This window comes from Gluconobacter roseus, from assembly GCF_046058915.1.
Taxonomy (GTDB): Bacteria; Pseudomonadota; Alphaproteobacteria; order Acetobacterales; family Acetobacteraceae; genus Gluconobacter; species Gluconobacter roseus_A.
Genome location: NZ_CP175538.1, coordinates 80,823 through 96,184, shown reverse-complemented (window position 1 = coordinate 96,184; position 15,362 = coordinate 80,823). Strand labels below are relative to the sequence as shown.

Below are 15,362 nucleotides of genomic sequence, written 5' to 3'. Positions count from 1 at the left end.
GGGAATAAATGGATAGCCTCAAGGCGCATCCATCAGTTTGCGGCTGAGATAGATCGCCTCAAGAGCGCGCTCATGTGCGACTTCCGCAGCGTTGACCGTGCCGGCATGACCGCCCTCTACATCTTCATAATACAGGAAAGGCAGATGCAGGCTCTCCAGCCGGGCTGCGAACCGCCGGGCATGGATCGGGCCAACCCGGTCATCACGTGTCGATGTGAAGATAAACGGCTCCGGATAGGACACTCCGGCTTTTAGGTTTTGCAGAGGTGACATCTTTTCCCAGAAAGCGCGCGGTCCCGGTTCCGAGATGCTGCCATATTCTGCTGCCCATGAGGCACCAGCCGCCATCTGCTCGTAGTTCATCATATCCAGAAGTGGCACACCGATGATCGCTGCATTCCACAGATCCGGATGCTGGGTGAACTCCACACCTGCCAGCAGTCCGCCATTGGACCGCCCGCGCAGCCCCAGATGCCTGGGAGACGTAATATGCCGCGCCGTCAGATCACGCGCCACGGCGGCAAAGTCATCATAGGCCTTCTGCCGCCCTTCCCGACGTGCAACCTCGTGCCATGCAGGACCAAACTCGCCGCCACCGCGGATATTGGCCATGACGTACACGCCACCACGATCGAACCAGGTAATACCAAGGTCCGGGTGATAGACAGGCAGATAGGACAGTCCAAAACCACCATAGGCTGTCATCAGCGTGGGACGGGCGCCATCCTTCTGCCAGTCCTTCGCATGAACAATGAAATATGGAATGGCCGTACCATCCGGGCTGATCGCGGACATCTGCTCCACAATCAGACCGGACGCATCAAACAGATCCGGCTGACGATATAAAAGTTGTGTGGTCTGCGATGCCGTATCCAGACCCCAAAGCTGGGGTGGCTGAATGAACCCTTCAAGCTGAAGGTAAGCCTGCGAAAGCTTCGGGTCGGACGAAACGATTTCTGCTGCCATGTTGCGAGGCAACGCAATGGAACGCGAGACCCAGCCCTCCTTCGCCTCATGACGGAAGAGTTTCAGAACAGGCTGGACGTTATCGTACAGAACAACAACCAGACCGTCCTTGGTGACGGCCAGAGCGTCTCCCATTCCGTCTCCAATGGTCTGACGGGACGTAGGTGACAGGATAAGCTCCGGGACCGCCGATTTTTTCAGATCCAGAGCAACAATACTGTCCGCGTGAAACGTCTGACTAGGCAGTACCCAATCCTGCAGCAGATGAAAAACCAACTGGCCATTCAGGTAAGACAGGCTGTCGTATTTTTCGGGAAGAGGCAGCCGGGTCAGCTGATGTGTCTCGGGATTGAAGAGACTGAGTTCCGTGTGAAAGAAATCCCGGTGACGGCTGATGAGAAAAAGCTGCTGTCCTTTTTCATCACGCAGAGTTTCCGGCGACACATCCATATCCGAAATCTGCCCACGATAGACTTCGGTAGCCTGAGCCAGCGATTGTCCTCGGTGCAGCAATCGGACGGAATACGGATAGCCTGACTTGGTGAGCCCTGCGTCACCAGTCCCCCAGTCACGGGAAACGAGAAGCGTGTTGGCATCAACCCATGTGACGGTCTGTTTGCCAGAAGGCAGAACAAAACCATGCTTTACGAAAGCACCCTTCTGCGTGTCGTATTCCCGGACCACATGCGCGTCTTCACCCGCCCGGGACAGGGCCATGAGACAGAAACGTTCCTTCGGAACGAGACAGTCCAGACCTTCCATGACCCAGTTTTCATGCTCTGCCCGAGCCAGGGCATCGAGATCGAAACGCGTCTTCCAATCCGGGTGACCGGAATTAAAGGAAGCGGTCGAAGCACTGCGCCATATCCCGCGGACATGGACATCGTCCTGCCAGAAGTTCCAGATTTCCCTTCCCTGCTGGTGCGGCACGGCAAGACGCGCCGGGGACTGCTCTGCAGTCAGAATTTTCTGGTAGAGAGGACTGTAGCGCGGGTCTGAGGCAAGCGTTGCTTCAGTATGAGCATTCTGTGCCCTGACCCACTTCAGGGCCTCAGCGCCGTCCGTCTGGCTTAACTCGGCTGGAGACGGCAGAGAGGATGTGCCTGCATAAGCCGCCACAGGCAGAATGGAGAGAGACAGGCACAGCGCTCTCGCAAGAACAGGAAACATGGAGACCCTTTACGATACCGACGATATCGGCATCGTAAAGAACTCTGGCAGATCAGGCCACAGCCGCTGCGCTGACGGCTTCCTCCACCTCCTGAAAGCTCGGCATCAAGTCGGACGGAATGCTCTTCCGGCCGATTTCCACGCTGACCTGTGGCGCATTGCCCTGCAGATGCGCGACGATCACGGAGCGCACGAGATCGAGATAGGACGCCTCTTCCTCGACAACCCCACCCAACCGACTGGCAATCGGCGCCACAATTCCATATGCCAGCAGAATACCAAGGAATGTTCCGACAAGCGCGCCTGCAATCATCTCACCCAGAATGATCGGAGGTTTGCTGATGGACGCCATGGTCTTGATCACACCCAGCACCGCAGCCACGATCCCCAGAGCCGGTAGTGCATCGGAGACAGACTGAAGCGCATGAGGCAAATGCATTTCCTCACGCATGTTCTTCTTGAGTTCATTCCCCATCACTTCATCCATCTGATACGGATCAGTGACATTCATGCCTGCCATACGCAGATAGTCGCAGATGAAAGAACAGACATGGGGATTATCACGGATTTTCGGAAAAGCCCCGAAAATCGTGCTGCCCTGCGGATCCTCGATATGGGATTCAAGCGCCATGAACCCCTTGGAAGATGCCAGTTTCGCGATATGAAACAGCAGGCTCAGGAGATCAACATAGTCCGCCCGGCTATACTGGGACCCCTTCATGGCCTTCTTGACCCCGGCTGGAAGATGCTTCACGGCCGCAATGGAATTGGCCATCAGGAAGGTTCCGACCGCCGCGCCCAGAATGGTCAGCAGTTCAAAAGGCATGGAGGATACGAGAGGGCCGATGGCTCCGCCAGATGCCACGAACGATCCGAAAACACAGCCCAGAACAACAACCAGACCGATAATAATGAACATCCGAAAATTTCCTGACTGACTTGAATTTATTGAGAAATATCGGGCGACAGCACCAGAACGATGCGACGGTTCCGGGGGCTGAGCGGCTGGGCAGGATCAAACAGGTTTCTGTCCGCATATCCACTGACGGATTTCAGGCGTCCGTCAGGAAAACCACTCTGAACAACGAGATCCCGTACCGCGACGGCACGCGCACTCGACAGGCTCCAGTTACTGAGCTGTCCGGGGCGATAGGGCGTGGCATCGGTATATCCGGCAATGGACAGTTTGCCGGGCAGTTTCTCGAGATAGGGTACAATAGCCTTGATCAGCTTTACCGCATGAGAGTCAGGTGCAGATTGCCCCATCGCGAACATCGGCAGATGGTCTGAATCCGCAATCTCGATGTGCAGTCCGTCGTCCCCAACCGTAACCGAGACCTGTGAGCGTATATCCGCGAGTTCAGGCATGTTGCTGACGAGCGCCTGGATCTTCTTTGCTGCGGCAATCCTGGCTTCCTGTGTAGCTTTTGCGGAAGCTGGAGCAACGGGAGGCTCACCTGGCTGGATCTGGTTGTCATGCAGCACGACAATCTGCGCCGTATGAACACTGGGAGCCGTAGCGGGATCTGTCTTTTGCTGGGCTGTGGGGCCCTGGGGCAGTTTTCCGGCCTGGTCCTTTCCCGGCTTCACGGCGACAGGTTTCGTTTCGAGCGATACGGGTTCCGGTGCTGCGGGCAGAACATTATCCATTGGCGGTGGCATGTCTTTCCGGACCGCCATCGGATTGAAGAAATTGGCGATGCCCTTGCGCTGTTCTTCCGTGGTGGCGTTGATGAGCCACATGACCAGAAAGAACGCCATCATGGCCGTTACGAAATCGGCATAGGCGATTTTCCATGCGCCGCCGTGATGGCCACCTTCGACCACATCAAAACGCTTGATGATGATCTTTCGAGCTTCTTTGCCGTTCTGGTTGGACATCCCGCCTCCTGAGTGATTTCAGTATGGCAGGCGAGTCTTAAGGAGAGGTTTAAGAACGCCCTGGAAGCTGCACGCCAGAAACGAAATCCGGCGGACTTATGGTGTAGCAGCGGATGGCCTGTCCCCGGACCTGTCGGCAAAGTGTGGCAGCTTTATCGGACTGTGAACCGTGTCGCTGCTCTTCAACCTTCACCGCTTTTGCAGAAGTCTCGGCGGGAAGACGAAAAAGATGCCAGCGCGGATCAGTCCCCAGAACCGGCAGGATGTCCTGCGTGAACGCCAGTCTGGCGGCCAGACCGTAGTCTTCAGCCGCGAGCGCAGTCGCACCTTCTGCCTTGGCCTGCAGGGCAAGCTGACGGGAAAATTCGGCCCAGCCCCCTGTCAGGCGCAGTACCGGATCCCGGTGCGGGATCAGATGCAGGGGTGAGAAAACGGCCTGAATGCAAACAATGAAAGTCAGGATTAGCCCGGTGATGACCGGCCAGCGGATGCGCCAGCCTGCTTCAAGGGCACCAAGAGCAAGAACCGGATAGATCACAGCGGGCCAGTTAGGCTGAACCCTGTCCCCGAACGCATGCGTGATGAACACGATCATCGGCACCAGCGCCAGCCATGCCAGAAGCCGGTTGCGTTTCAGACACCCCCAGAGCCCTGCTGCGAACAGAACAAAAATGAAAGGCGTGGCCAGGCCGATCTGGCCACCCAGCAGTTCGCCCACAAATTGGACAGCGCGTGCCGGGTGCCAGTCCCCTGCCCGACCGCCCTGCCGCACAAAGCTGGCCCAGTGGTGATGCGCATTCCACAGAATGACGGGAGACATCGACGCGAAAAGCGCCGGAATCGCGAGCCACGGTCCAGACTGTCGACGCAGGCGGGACGTTGTGAGAACAGCCCCGCCCAGTCCAAGGCCGATCAGGACAGCGGTGTATTTTGAATCGAACGCCAGTCCCAGCAGAGTGCCTGTGCCAATCCACCAGGGCAGAGCCTCACGTGACGTCTGATCCGGATCGATCGCGCGGCTTAGCGTGTAGAGAAACAGTGTGATGAAAAACAGCAGCGGCGTATCGGGCGTCATGGTGGCCGAGCCCAGCCCCAGCATGAGCGTCGCATTCAGAACGAGCGCCGCTTTGAAACCGGATTGTGGCCATGGATGCGTTGGCAGCAGTCGGCGGGCCGCATGATACAGCGCCCAGCTCCCCGGCAGAACCGAGAGCGGACCGAGCAGACGCACACCCAGCGGCGTATTTCCCGCAATCCATGTGCTGGCGCGGATCCACAGCGCCACCATGAACGGATGATCCAGATAGCCTGGCTGAAGATTACGGGACCAGACCCAGTAATAGGCCTCATCTGGCGTCAGCGGAACACTGGCAGCAAGGACAAGCCGCACGACCGTCAGGACGCCGAGAAGGCCCCAGAACAGCCGGATTGAACGACACGTTTCAGTACCAGTCACGGGTTCAGCGCCAGACGAGCGTCGAAGAGACCGCATAATTCCAGACAACTCCGACGACCGCGCCAGCGGCGGAGGAACGGTCCCAATGCCCATGCCCGGCACTCCCCAGCATCATGCGGGCAATGCCGATATTGGCGACCGCACCCAGCGAGCAGACGGTCACGAAAATGACCAGGCCTCTCCAGAGTTTCGGCCCTCTGAGACGCCTGTCATGATAGGTGAAGCGGTTGTTGAGCAGGAAATTCGTCAGAATGGCGACAGCCGTTCCAGCCAGCTGGGCCCAGGAAAAACTCAGGCCACAGGCGCCCGCAAGGTTCAGAACGCTTACATTGACGACCACGCCGATCAGTCCGACCAGCGCGAAAGCCATGAAGCGTGTCGGCAGCCAGCCATGCGCCAGCTTGTCGAGCAGCATCGTCGCAAACTGGAGCAGAACCACGACATCAAGCTTGCTCTCGCCTGCCAGCCGCGGGCGGAAAACGAACGGTACTTCAACAATGCGCACGCTTTTTGGCGCAGACATGACCAGATCAAGCAGGATCTTGAATCCGGTTCCTGACAGACGGGGCAGCAGGGTCTCAAAAAGGTCCCGTCGCATCGCAAAAAAGCCGCTCATTGGATCGCTCAGCGGATGCGGCATGATGGCCTGCGCGGCCTTGATCCCTGCATCGGAAAGCAGATGCCGCCACTGCCCTGCCAGCCCTGCACTATCTCCTCCCGCGACGTGCCGGCTCGCCACGACAATATCCGCGCCGTCCCGCAATTCCGAAAGCATGGTCCGCAGGACGGACTCATCATGTTGCAGATCGCCGTCCATGACCGCGACCCAGGGCGCGCTGGAGGACAGGATCCCTTCGATGACCGCCGAAGACAGGCCACGGCGCCCGACCCGGCACAGCACCCGGACCCGGGGATCCAGACGTGCAATCCGGGACACCTCGGCAGCCGTACCATCCGGCGAGCTGTCATCGACGAAGATGACTTCCCACTTCCGGCCTTCGAGCGCGCTGCCCAGTGCGGCGACCATGGGCGCCACATTGGCGACCTCGTTGTAACACGGGACGATGACGCTCAGTTCGGCCGGAAGAGGCAGCAGCCGGGAAGCGGTCATGGGATCAGCCGTCAGATCGGCACGCCGGCAAGATCACGGCTTGTATGAATGGTCTGAAGCGTCTGGACGCGGACGACATGCGGACTGTCGGTCAGCAGGCGCGTCAGGGCATTCTGATGGGCGGCATCACGGGCGACAAGACGCACCAGAAAGTCTCCGCCACCGCGGATCATATGGCACTCGCGCGTTTCCGGCCAGGCACCGACCTGCGCCTCAAAGGCTTCCAGCACACTCCCCTTCTGGCTCTCAAGACCGATCAGGGCATAAAAATTCAGGGACCAGCCCAGCAGGGCCGCATCAACTTCTGCGTGATAGCCCTTGATGATTCCAAGTTCTTCAAGCCGCCGGACACGTCGCAGACAGGGTGGCGCGGAAATGCCGGTACGACGGGCAAGTTCCACGTTGGTCATGCGTCCATCGGCCTGGAGTTCGGCAATGATCTGCCGGTCGATGGCGTCCAGTTCAATCGGTGCGGGGTGCGGAGGAGCGTTCATTTCAATCTGACGTATATGGCAGGTGACATGATCCGCAAAGATGGCAGATGCGTCCGAAGTCTCTATATGAGGGGACCAGATACCTACCGAGGACCCATCATGCCCGAAATCCATCATACGGATCTGCTGGTCGTTGGCGCCGGCCCCGCTGGCTATACGGCAGCAATCTACGCGGCCCGCGCAAGTCTGAAGCCGATTCTCGTCACTGGCATGCAACCCGGCGGCCAGCTTACCATCACAACGGATGTTGAAAACTATCCCGGCTTTGCGACTCCTGTGCAGGGTCCCTGGCTGATGGAGCAGATGCGTGCCCAGGCAGAACATGTCGGGACACGACTGATCTATGATCTGATCGTACAGGCCGATCTGAAGAACGGCCCGGGTCCGGATGGATATTTTCGGCTTACCGGAGACTCGGGAGACGAGTTCCGGGCCCGGACGGTCGTGATCGCAACCGGCGCACAGGCGAAATGGCTTGGTCTCGAATCGGAGAAGCGCCTCCAGCGCGGCGGCGTTTCGGCCTGTGCGACCTGTGACGGCTTCTTCTATCGTGGCAAAACAGTCGCCGTGATCGGCGGTGGTAATACGGCAGTCGAGGAAGCGCTGTACCTGACGCATCACGCGGACAAGGTGCATCTGATCCATCGCCGCGACAGCCTACGGGCCGAGCGCATCCTGCAGGAACGCCTTTTCTCCAATCCGAAAGTCGAAGTGCACTGGAACAAGGCCGTCGAAGAGGTTCTGGGAGCCGGAGAGCCGGAAGTCGTCTGCGGGCTCGAGCTGAAAGACACACGAACGGGCGCACTGTCGAGGCTTGATGTGGACGGCGTTTTCGTTGCCATCGGCCATACGCCGAATGCAGGTCCGTTCCGCCATGAAGTCGCCTGTGACGAAGACGGATATATCCGGACGGAAAGCGGCGGAACGCAGACGTCGGTCAGGGGTGTGTTTGCTGCTGGCGACATTCAGGACCGCGTTTTCCGTCAGGCAGTGACCGCTGCCGGTACGGGTTGCATGGCTGCGCTGGAAGCCGAACGATATCTTTCTGGCATACCTGCCATGACAAAAACTTGACCCTCGCCTGCGCTTCAGACAGTTTCGTCCATTCAACGACATATCTTGACGGATAACGCCGGGACATATGGGTAAGAAGGACGAAGACCGTCGTATCGGCGAACGGGGAGAAAACCAGATGGACTGGGACAAGCTGCGGATTTTTCATGCCGTGGCAGAAGCCGGGTCCTTCACCCATGCCGGTGACCGGCTGGGACTGAGCCAGTCAGCGGTCTCACGTCAGATCTCGGCACTTGAAGACGTCCTGCGCGTGCCGCTGTTTCACAGGCATGCGCGTGGACTGATCCTGACGGAACAGGGCGATGTCCTGAACCGTACGGTTCGAGAAGTCTTCTCGAAGCTGGCGCTGACGCAGGCTTTCCTGAGCGAAAGCAAGGAACGCGCGGCCGGAAAGATCAAGATCACCACGACAACCGGTTTCGGTCTGTCCTGGCTATCTCCGCGACTGAACCGGTTTCTGGAGTTGCATCCCGATATTGAAGTTACGCTTCTGCTCGAGGATGCAGATCTGGATCTGGGGATGCGTGAGGCAGATGTGGCGATTAGGCTCCATCCGCCGACACAGCCCGATCTGGTCCAGCGGCATCTCGCAAACTTTCCCATGCCGATCTACGCAAGCGCCGAATATCTTGAGCGTCATGGCACACCGCAATGCCTGGCAGATCTTGCCGATCACCAGATCATTACTTTCGCAGGCTGGCATCTGCCGCTGCCGAACGTGAACTGGCTGCTCGACCTGCTGCGGCAGGAAGGCGTGGCGCGACAGGGCAGCCGTCGGCTGGCGATCAACAATATTTCTGCGGTTGCGAACGCCATTGCGGCCGGAACGGGCATCGGGTCCCTGCCCCTTTACGCTGCGACAGGTTATCCTGGACTTATCAGGATCCTGCCCAATCAGCAGGTCCCGCTGGTGGAAGCGTACTTCGTCTATCCGGAAGAACTGCGCACCTCAAAGCGAATCGCGGTATTCCGGGATTTTCTTCTTTCCGAGATCAGCAATCTCAAAGGGCATGACTAGGACCGGAGGCTGACTCGCCTCCTAACCCCGACGTCCATGTCCCGAAGAGCAGGCATGTCCCCGATTGTTAGAGCGGAATACTGCTTCGCCAATTGGGGCAAAACCGCTTCCTCGCCCCAGACGCCCGGCGTTATTCGGCATCTGTTCAAGCACGATGACACCTGACGCCAGCCGATAACAGACTTTCACCTGCGCTGAACGGGCTTTTGTAACGTGCTGAGACGCGGATTTTCGCGATTTCATTGCCCCATGGGCCAGCGCCACCGACGGAGCCATTACAGGCAATCCGGTCAAGGACAGGCTGGCAGCCCAGAGAATGACAGCCATGGAACGGGAAACAGATTTCATGGCCTCAGGATACCGCAAAACCGGCTTGCGGAACCAGTCCCCACCACCCCGCACAACATTCTCGCCAGAGCCTGATGCAGCGACGACACAGGCCGGTTTAATCGCTGGACTTCCGGGAAGACATACGCTGGTTAACGCGCTCCCTGAGCTCCTTGCCCACTTTGAAGAACGGAACACTTTTTTCCTCAACCGGAACAATATCTCCGGTCCGGGGGTTGCGCCCCGTTCTGGCAGCCCGCTCGCGCGGCAGAAAAGCTCCGAAACCGCGCAGTTCGACACGATCTCCACGCGCCAGCGCCGCACCGATCTCGTCAAAAACGGCATGGACGATGCGTTCAATATCGCGGGTAAGAAGATGCGGATAAGCAATCGCCAGTTCCGCAATGAGTTCGGATCGGGTCATGACAGTTCTTCCACCTGACTCCGCCTTCTGAAACAGACGGTCAGAGTTGCAAAATCGCAATGGCTCCGTCAAGGCCCTCGCGATCAATCGCACTGGAGAAAGACTCACCCAGCAGGCCTTTGAGCAACGCTTTCTTCCCAGGCCACCAGAACCAGGATCGGGTGTGTCCCGAAATCAGCGGCAAAACGGGATAGGACGCATTCCCGATTTTCAACTGTTTTCTGAGCCAGAGCCGCGCAGCGTCTTCGTCGCCCAGTTCGTCCACAAGTCCGAGGGCAATGGCCTGTTTTCCCGTATAGGCGCGTCCATCCGCCAGTGAGCGGACTTTCTCTTCGCTCATATGACGTCCAGTGGCCACCATGGAAACGAACTGTCCGAACAGGTCATTCACGAGTCCCTGCAGCATCTGGCGCCCTTCCGGCGTCAGGGTGCTTGTCGGGTCCGTCTGGTCTTTCATGGGACCTGACGTAATGGCATCCATCCCGATTCCCAGGCGACCCAATCCGACTGACACGTCTGGTCGCTGGAAGATCACGCCGATCGATCCCGTCAGTGTCGAGGGTAATGCGACAATATGCTGGGCGGGAACGGATAGCATGTACGCCGCAGATGCCCCCATATCCCCCATTGACACAGCAACCGGTTTGACCGCGGCAAAGCGCCTGACAGCCTCGTGCAGGCGCTCTCCCCCAGTGACACCGCCGCCTGGGCTGTCAACGACGAGCAGCAGGCCGGTCACATCAGGCGAAATCTGGGCCTGTTTGAGAGCTCGCACCGTATCTGAAACATCATTCTGGACGATGCCAGTAATAACAAGCCGGACAATATGTGGCCTGTGCCCGAAACCGGCCGCAGCAGGTCGGCCATAGCCCGCCATACAGACAGCGATGGCCGTAAAGACGGCCACAAGAGCACCGATACGCCAGAACATCAGTTGTCGATGCTTTAACTGGACCGCCAAAAAGACATTCAGTTCAGTATTGATGGAACTGCTCCTGTTCCTGCCGCCTGAATTGGATCAGTTGATGAAAAGTCCATATTAGAGAGTTTTCATCAACTGGATCCGAGAGCTTTCAGTCTTCCTTTTTGGTACGGCGCGCACGGGCAGTTTCTTTCTTGCCCTCGGCACCGGCAGCACTGATCTTGCGTCCTAGACCGATCTCGCGGGCCAGGGCCGAACGACGCTGGGCATAGTTCGGTGCAACCAGCGGGTAATCCGAAGGCAGACCCCAGCGCTCACGGTACTGTTCCGGCGTCATGTCATAGGCGCTCTGAAGATGGCGCTTGAGCATCTTCAGCTTTTTACCGTCCTCAAGACAGATGATGTAGTCAGGAAAAACCGAGCACTTGATGGGGACAGCCGGCTGCGGACGTTCGGACTGCGGTTCTTCTTCCGGAACTCCAGCCTTGGCCAGAGCGTCATAGACCTGACGGATCAGAGCTGGCAGTGCCTCGGCTTCAAGTGTACCGCGCGATGCCTGCGCAGCAACGATCTTGGCCGTGAGTTCCAGAAGGCCGGTATTGGAAGTGTTTTCGGACATGATATTTCATCCCTCTGCTCGAATGAATTTTTTTGGTTCTATAACGCCTGTAAACGATCAGGTAAATGCACTGCGGAAATATTTGGCTTATGCCTCTTCCAACTCATTGATTATCATCATACCAAAATAGTCCGCAAACAAAAATAGTTCAGAGCAATTGCGGCAATATTCGGTCATACAACAGACAACCGAGATAATGACATGAACGGCAAAACAGTTGTCCTTTCAGCCACAAGTGATTTTTCCGGCTGGCGCGCGTGGTCCAGAAAACTGCTTCACGACAGAGTAGCGGCAGACGAAATACGCTGGACTATAGAAGCTCCAGCAGACCTGTATGCCCGCTCTGCTACACGAGTCCTTCCGGAAGCCCCCTCGACAACCACCATCCCTCGATCTTTAGCAGCCCTTTTCCCCGCAGTGTTTGCTTCTGAGGCTCCAGACCGGTTTCAGTTACTTTATTTTACTCTTCAACTGCTGCGTGACGGAACGTCGATCTCCGATGAGCTTTCCACGCGGTTACAGGATCTCGCCACACAGACCCGGCATCGCGTTCTCGATCTCCGGTGCCAGATGCCGGATGCGCGTAATCCTGACTGGCAGATCATTCGCACATCCCACGCCTCTGCCTTGATCGACAGTCAGGCTTCGGCTCTGTCAAACCTGAGACCGGCTCCGTGGATCCTAACGGCTCCTGACCGGACCTTGTGCTGGGATGGTCAGGAATACCGCTTCGGACCGGGGCTGGAAAAGGATATCGCCGATCCTGCCGAACTGATTGCAACCGTGCGCGAAATCGCTACGGCCGGAGCCGATAATGCCTGGTGGGACGGCATTGCCCCTGTGCGCCTGCATCCCGTAGCGTCCGAAATTGGCTCATCCACTTCACTGGCCAGTCTCCGCGGACAGGCTATTGACTGTCAGATGTGCGATCTCTGTGGCCCCGCGATACGCACGGTTTCAGGAGAAGGCGATCCCGAGGCCCGCATTATCTTTGTCGGGGAACAGCCGGGCGATCAGGAGGATCTTCAGGGGCGACCGTTTGTCGGCCCCGCGGGACAGTTGTTTGACCGTGCCCTGAAAGAAGCTGGCGGCAACCGGACAGAAGCTTGGATCACCAACGCCGTCAAACATTTCAAATTTGTTCCCAGAGGGAAACGTCGTATTCACCAGAAGCCGGACTCGACGGAGATGGCCGCCTGCGCGCCATGGCTGGCCGCCGAGCGGAAGGTTCTGGCGCCAAAAGTGACCGTGATGCTCGGCGTTACAGGCGCCAGTGCTGTTCTGGGGCGACACGTCACAGTGTCGCGTGAGCGTTCAAGGCATATTCCTCTGGAGGACGGAAGTATCGGGCTGGTAACCGTCCATCCATCTTATCTGCTCCGCCTTCCCGATGAGGAGTCGAAGACACGCGAATATACAAAATTTGTAACCGATCTCAGAATGGCAATTTCCGCTCTCGCCGGATAATGCTGTTAGGGCTAAGAAACTCCCGCAATGAGTGGCAGCACCATCTCCTCGGGACAACCAACTCCGGATAATACGACCACACGGCCTGCACCTTTGCGGCCGCGCGCGCGTCCCTTTCTTTCATGGCTGTACGCACCCAGTGCCTCATCCGTAACTTTTGCCCTGCGCAATACCATTGCGGCCTGCCTGGCAGTCGGGATTGCGTTCTGGATGGAACTGGATGACCCGGCCTGGGCGGCCATGACCGTTTGGGCGGTCGCGCAGACCAGCCGCGGCGAAAGTCAGTCCAAGGCCAAGTGGCGTATCGTCGGCACCATCAGTGGCGCAGTTGCGGCCATCACGATCATGGCAGCCGCTCCGCAGGCACCATGGATGTTCTTTCCCATGATCGCGGTCTGGATCGGTTTGTGCAGCGGCTTTGCGACATTTGTCAGCAATTTCCGCTCCTATGCCCTTGTTCTTGCAGGATATACCTGTTCGATCATCTGCATGGGCGCCGCCTCCAATCCCGATAATGTCTTCATGATCGCCATGTCGCGCGGGACCTACATTGTCCTCGGCGTGCTGTGCGAAGCCTTTATGGGGCTTATCTTTGCCACGAGTCAGGAAAGACACGCCCGGGCCCAGCTGAGGCAGAAACTTAAATCGGCGCTGGTCCTCGTCACAACGACATTGTGCAGCCTTCTGGGTGAAGAGCGTGGCGCGCTCAATGCCGCCCGCCGTCAGTTCGGTACGATCCTTACGATCAACGATCAGATCGAATTTGCCGAAGTCGAAATGGGACCACACGGCCATGAAGGCGATCACGCACGCGCAGCACTTGCCGCGGTCTCCGCGCTTCTGTCCCGCGGCTTCGGAATGGCCATGCGCCTTCAGGTGCTTAACCATAACCATCCGGCCTTTACCAAGACAGCTGATGAAATCCTCGCATTTCTAAAGCAGTTTCCACAGCGCCTGCCGGATCAGAACGCCGTCCCTGCCCTGCTCGCTGATCTTCAGCACTTTCGTGACGTGTGCCGCCTCTACGCGGCACCACATCGCGAGTCCGATGTCCGGACGGATCTTGAACCCATTCCTGGGCAGGAACCATTCGACCAGACGGCCGAAGGTCAGGAAATGCAGCAGGGTCGGCTGGATGAACGCATCCTGTTCGTCTCATTGGGCGAATTGCTGGGCGATCTCGAACAGGCCATCAAGGAATATGAAGCCAGTACCCATCGCATCAGGGGTGACCATTTCCATTTCCAGCTTGAAACCCATCGCGATACCCGTGAAGCCGTGCATAACGGCCTGCGCGGGGCCTGCGCCGTTCTGATCACCGCCTATATCTATGAAGTGACGGCTTGGCCAAACGGGCTTGGCTTCATCGCCATTACGACACTGGTCTGCGGCCTCTTCGCCACCAAGGAAAATCCTGTCCTCGGCACGACAGAGTTTCTCAAAGGCGCGGTCGCTGCCTATTTCATGGCATGGATCCTCGTTTTCGTGCTCATGCCGAAAGTCACGACATTCGAGACACTGGCGCTCTTTCTCGGACCAGCAATGTTCCTGGGCGGGCTGGCCAAAGGCAATCCGGCCACGGCTGGCGGTTCAGCGGCCTATGGTCTGCTGCTCCCGGCCATGCTGGGACTCCAGAACCATCACGTCATGAACGAAATCGCGTTCTACAACGGCAACATGGCGACCGTTCTGGCCGTGGCCGTCAGTGTCATTGTATTCCGGAGCGTCCTGCCCTTCAGCAGCGATGCCGAACGCTTTCGTCTGCGCCGCATTATGCTGGGGGAACTACAGCATCTGGCCCATCCGGGCTTCACTCCACGCATCAGTGTCTGGATTGGCCGCAACACAGATCGCTTTGCACGCATCATCCGTCATGCCGGCCCCACCCCTGCTCCGCTGATCGAAGCCTGCATCCTGGGAACGCTGGCAACACTTACCCTTGGCCTGAACGTCATCAGGCTCCGCGCCCTGTTGGACCGTGAATACCTGCCCGAAAGCGCACGGCGTCCGATCCTGCTGGTCCTGCATTATGTGGAAGAATCGACACGCCGGCATGACAAGGCGGCCCGTATTGCGGAAGCTGCCGTCAGACGCCTGCGTGTTCTCGACGCCCAGGAAACGGATCTGGTGACGCGCCTCGAACTGACACGCGCCATCACCTATCTCGTCGTCATCGCGTACACGATGCGGACGAACGAAGACTTCCTCGATGCCAGCAAGCCGTTCCGGGGAGAAAAGAACAGCCGTCTGCTCAACTCGGGTCAGGGCTGATTGTTTTTCAATGATTTTAGATCAGATGGCGGAGAGGGTGTGATTCGAACCCACGGTACCCGCGAAGGCAAAACGGTTTTCGAGTAAAACACAAATAGCATAATACTGCTTGTTTTACTTGACTTTTTGCCTTTGTTGTTGTATTGTTTTTTTTCAACGCCA

Annotated in this window: 13 protein-coding genes; 4 read left to right on the top strand and 9 right to left on the bottom strand. The window is 57.9% G+C overall.

Translation table 11 applies throughout. From position 1 onward, the window contains the following. Window positions 1-18 precede the first annotated feature (18 nt). The 6 genes from ACJ2A4_RS00485 to ACJ2A4_RS00460 are packed head-to-tail and all read right to left on the bottom strand — an operon-like array spanning window position 19 to window position 7,078. Entirely contained in the window at window positions 19-2,136 is a 2,118-nt protein-coding gene (locus tag ACJ2A4_RS00485; protein ID WP_408873178.1) for a prolyl oligopeptidase family serine peptidase, read from the bottom strand. A 52-nt stretch (window positions 2,137-2,188) separates the two neighbouring features. Further along, window positions 2,189-3,055 (bottom strand): flagellar motor stator protein MotA, encoded by an 867-nt coding sequence (gene motA / locus ACJ2A4_RS00480; protein ID WP_408873177.1) that lies wholly within the window; start codon window positions 3,053-3,055, stop codon window positions 2,189-2,191. Window positions 3,056-3,081: 26 nt separating this feature from the next. Beyond that, complete coding sequence (locus ACJ2A4_RS00475) at window positions 3,082-4,017, bottom strand: flagellar motor protein MotB (RefSeq protein ID WP_408873176.1); 936 nt, start codon at window positions 4,015-4,017, stop codon at window positions 3,082-3,084. A 49-nt stretch (window positions 4,018-4,066) separates the two neighbouring features. Beyond that, window positions 4,067-5,473, bottom strand: coding sequence for an ArnT family glycosyltransferase (locus ACJ2A4_RS00470; RefSeq protein WP_408873175.1), 1,407 nt, complete (start codon window positions 5,471-5,473; stop codon window positions 4,067-4,069). 4 nt (window positions 5,474-5,477) lie between these two features. After that, entirely contained in the window at window positions 5,478-6,584 is a 1,107-nt protein-coding gene (locus tag ACJ2A4_RS00465) for a glycosyltransferase (RefSeq protein WP_408873174.1), read from the bottom strand. Window positions 6,585-6,595: 11 nt separating this feature from the next. Continuing rightward, window positions 6,596-7,078 carry an Lrp/AsnC family transcriptional regulator gene (locus ACJ2A4_RS00460; RefSeq protein ID WP_408873173.1) on the bottom strand — a complete coding sequence of 161 codons (483 nt, stop codon included), beginning with the start codon at window positions 7,076-7,078 and terminating at the stop codon, window positions 6,596-6,598. 99 nt (window positions 7,079-7,177) lie between these two features. On the opposite strand from ACJ2A4_RS00460, the gene trxB reads away from it, so the two are divergent. Both trxB and ACJ2A4_RS00450 read left to right on the top strand, forming a co-directional pair. Further along, entirely contained in the window at window positions 7,178-8,152 is a 975-nt protein-coding gene (gene trxB / locus ACJ2A4_RS00455; protein ID WP_408873172.1) for a thioredoxin-disulfide reductase, read from the top strand. A gap of 118 nt (window positions 8,153-8,270) precedes the next feature. Beyond that, a complete protein-coding gene (locus tag ACJ2A4_RS00450) occupies window positions 8,271-9,170 on the top strand; it encodes a LysR family transcriptional regulator (RefSeq protein ID WP_408874057.1) in 900 nt (299 codons plus the stop codon). A gap of 445 nt (window positions 9,171-9,615) precedes the next feature. Here ACJ2A4_RS00450 and ACJ2A4_RS00445 read toward each other — a convergent pair whose 3' ends face one another. The 3 genes from ACJ2A4_RS00445 to ACJ2A4_RS00435 form a co-directional block, all read right to left on the bottom strand. Continuing rightward, window positions 9,616-9,921 carry an integration host factor subunit beta gene (locus ACJ2A4_RS00445; protein WP_408873171.1) on the bottom strand — a complete coding sequence of 102 codons (306 nt, stop codon included), beginning with the start codon at window positions 9,919-9,921 and terminating at the stop codon, window positions 9,616-9,618. 40 nt (window positions 9,922-9,961) lie between these two features. Next, window positions 9,962-10,852, bottom strand: a complete 891-nt coding sequence (gene sppA, locus ACJ2A4_RS00440) for a signal peptide peptidase SppA (RefSeq protein WP_408873170.1) — start codon at window positions 10,850-10,852, stop codon at window positions 9,962-9,964. 142 nt (window positions 10,853-10,994) lie between these two features. After that, on the bottom strand, window positions 10,995-11,462 hold the full coding sequence (locus ACJ2A4_RS00435) for a MucR family transcriptional regulator (RefSeq protein WP_408873169.1): 468 nt from the start codon (window positions 11,460-11,462) through the stop codon (window positions 10,995-10,997). A gap of 417 nt (window positions 11,463-11,879) precedes the next feature. Here ACJ2A4_RS00435 and ACJ2A4_RS00430 point away from each other — a divergent pair, with 417 nt between their 5' ends. Beyond that, window positions 11,880-12,929: a UdgX family uracil-DNA binding protein gene (locus ACJ2A4_RS00430; RefSeq protein ID WP_408873168.1), complete on the top strand. Its 1,050-nt coding sequence runs from the start codon at window positions 11,880-11,882 to the stop codon at window positions 12,927-12,929. 27 nt (window positions 12,930-12,956) lie between these two features. After that, entirely contained in the window at window positions 12,957-15,200 is a 2,244-nt protein-coding gene (locus ACJ2A4_RS00425; RefSeq protein ID WP_408873167.1) for an FUSC family protein, read from the top strand. Window positions 15,201-15,362: the final 162 nt, after the last annotated feature.

Coding starts and splice junctions, on each gene's coding strand:
- sppA (WP_408873170.1), bottom strand. CDS start 10,852: ATGTTCTGGCGTATCGGTGCTCTTGTGGCCGTCTTTACGGCCATCGCT.
- ACJ2A4_RS00475 (WP_408873176.1), bottom strand. CDS start 4,017: ATGTCCAACCAGAACGGCAAAGAAGCTCGAAAGATCATCATCAAGCGT.
- ACJ2A4_RS00435 (WP_408873169.1), bottom strand. CDS start 11,462: ATGTCCGAAAACACTTCCAATACCGGCCTTCTGGAACTCACGGCCAAG.
- ACJ2A4_RS00465 (WP_408873174.1), bottom strand. CDS start 6,584: ATGACCGCTTCCCGGCTGCTGCCTCTTCCGGCCGAACTGAGCGTCATC.
- motA (WP_408873177.1), bottom strand. CDS start 3,055: ATGTTCATTATTATCGGTCTGGTTGTTGTTCTGGGCTGTGTTTTCGGA.
- ACJ2A4_RS00425 (WP_408873167.1), top strand. CDS start 12,957: ATGAGTGGCAGCACCATCTCCTCGGGACAACCAACTCCGGATAATACG.
- ACJ2A4_RS00445 (WP_408873171.1), bottom strand. CDS start 9,921: ATGACCCGATCCGAACTCATTGCGGAACTGGCGATTGCTTATCCGCAT.
- trxB (WP_408873172.1), top strand. CDS start 7,178: ATGCCCGAAATCCATCATACGGATCTGCTGGTCGTTGGCGCCGGCCCC.
- ACJ2A4_RS00485 (WP_408873178.1), bottom strand. CDS start 2,136: ATGTTTCCTGTTCTTGCGAGAGCGCTGTGCCTGTCTCTCTCCATTCTG.
- ACJ2A4_RS00450 (WP_408874057.1), top strand. CDS start 8,271: ATGGACTGGGACAAGCTGCGGATTTTTCATGCCGTGGCAGAAGCCGGG.
- ACJ2A4_RS00460 (WP_408873173.1), bottom strand. CDS start 7,078: ATGAACGCTCCTCCGCACCCCGCACCGATTGAACTGGACGCCATCGAC.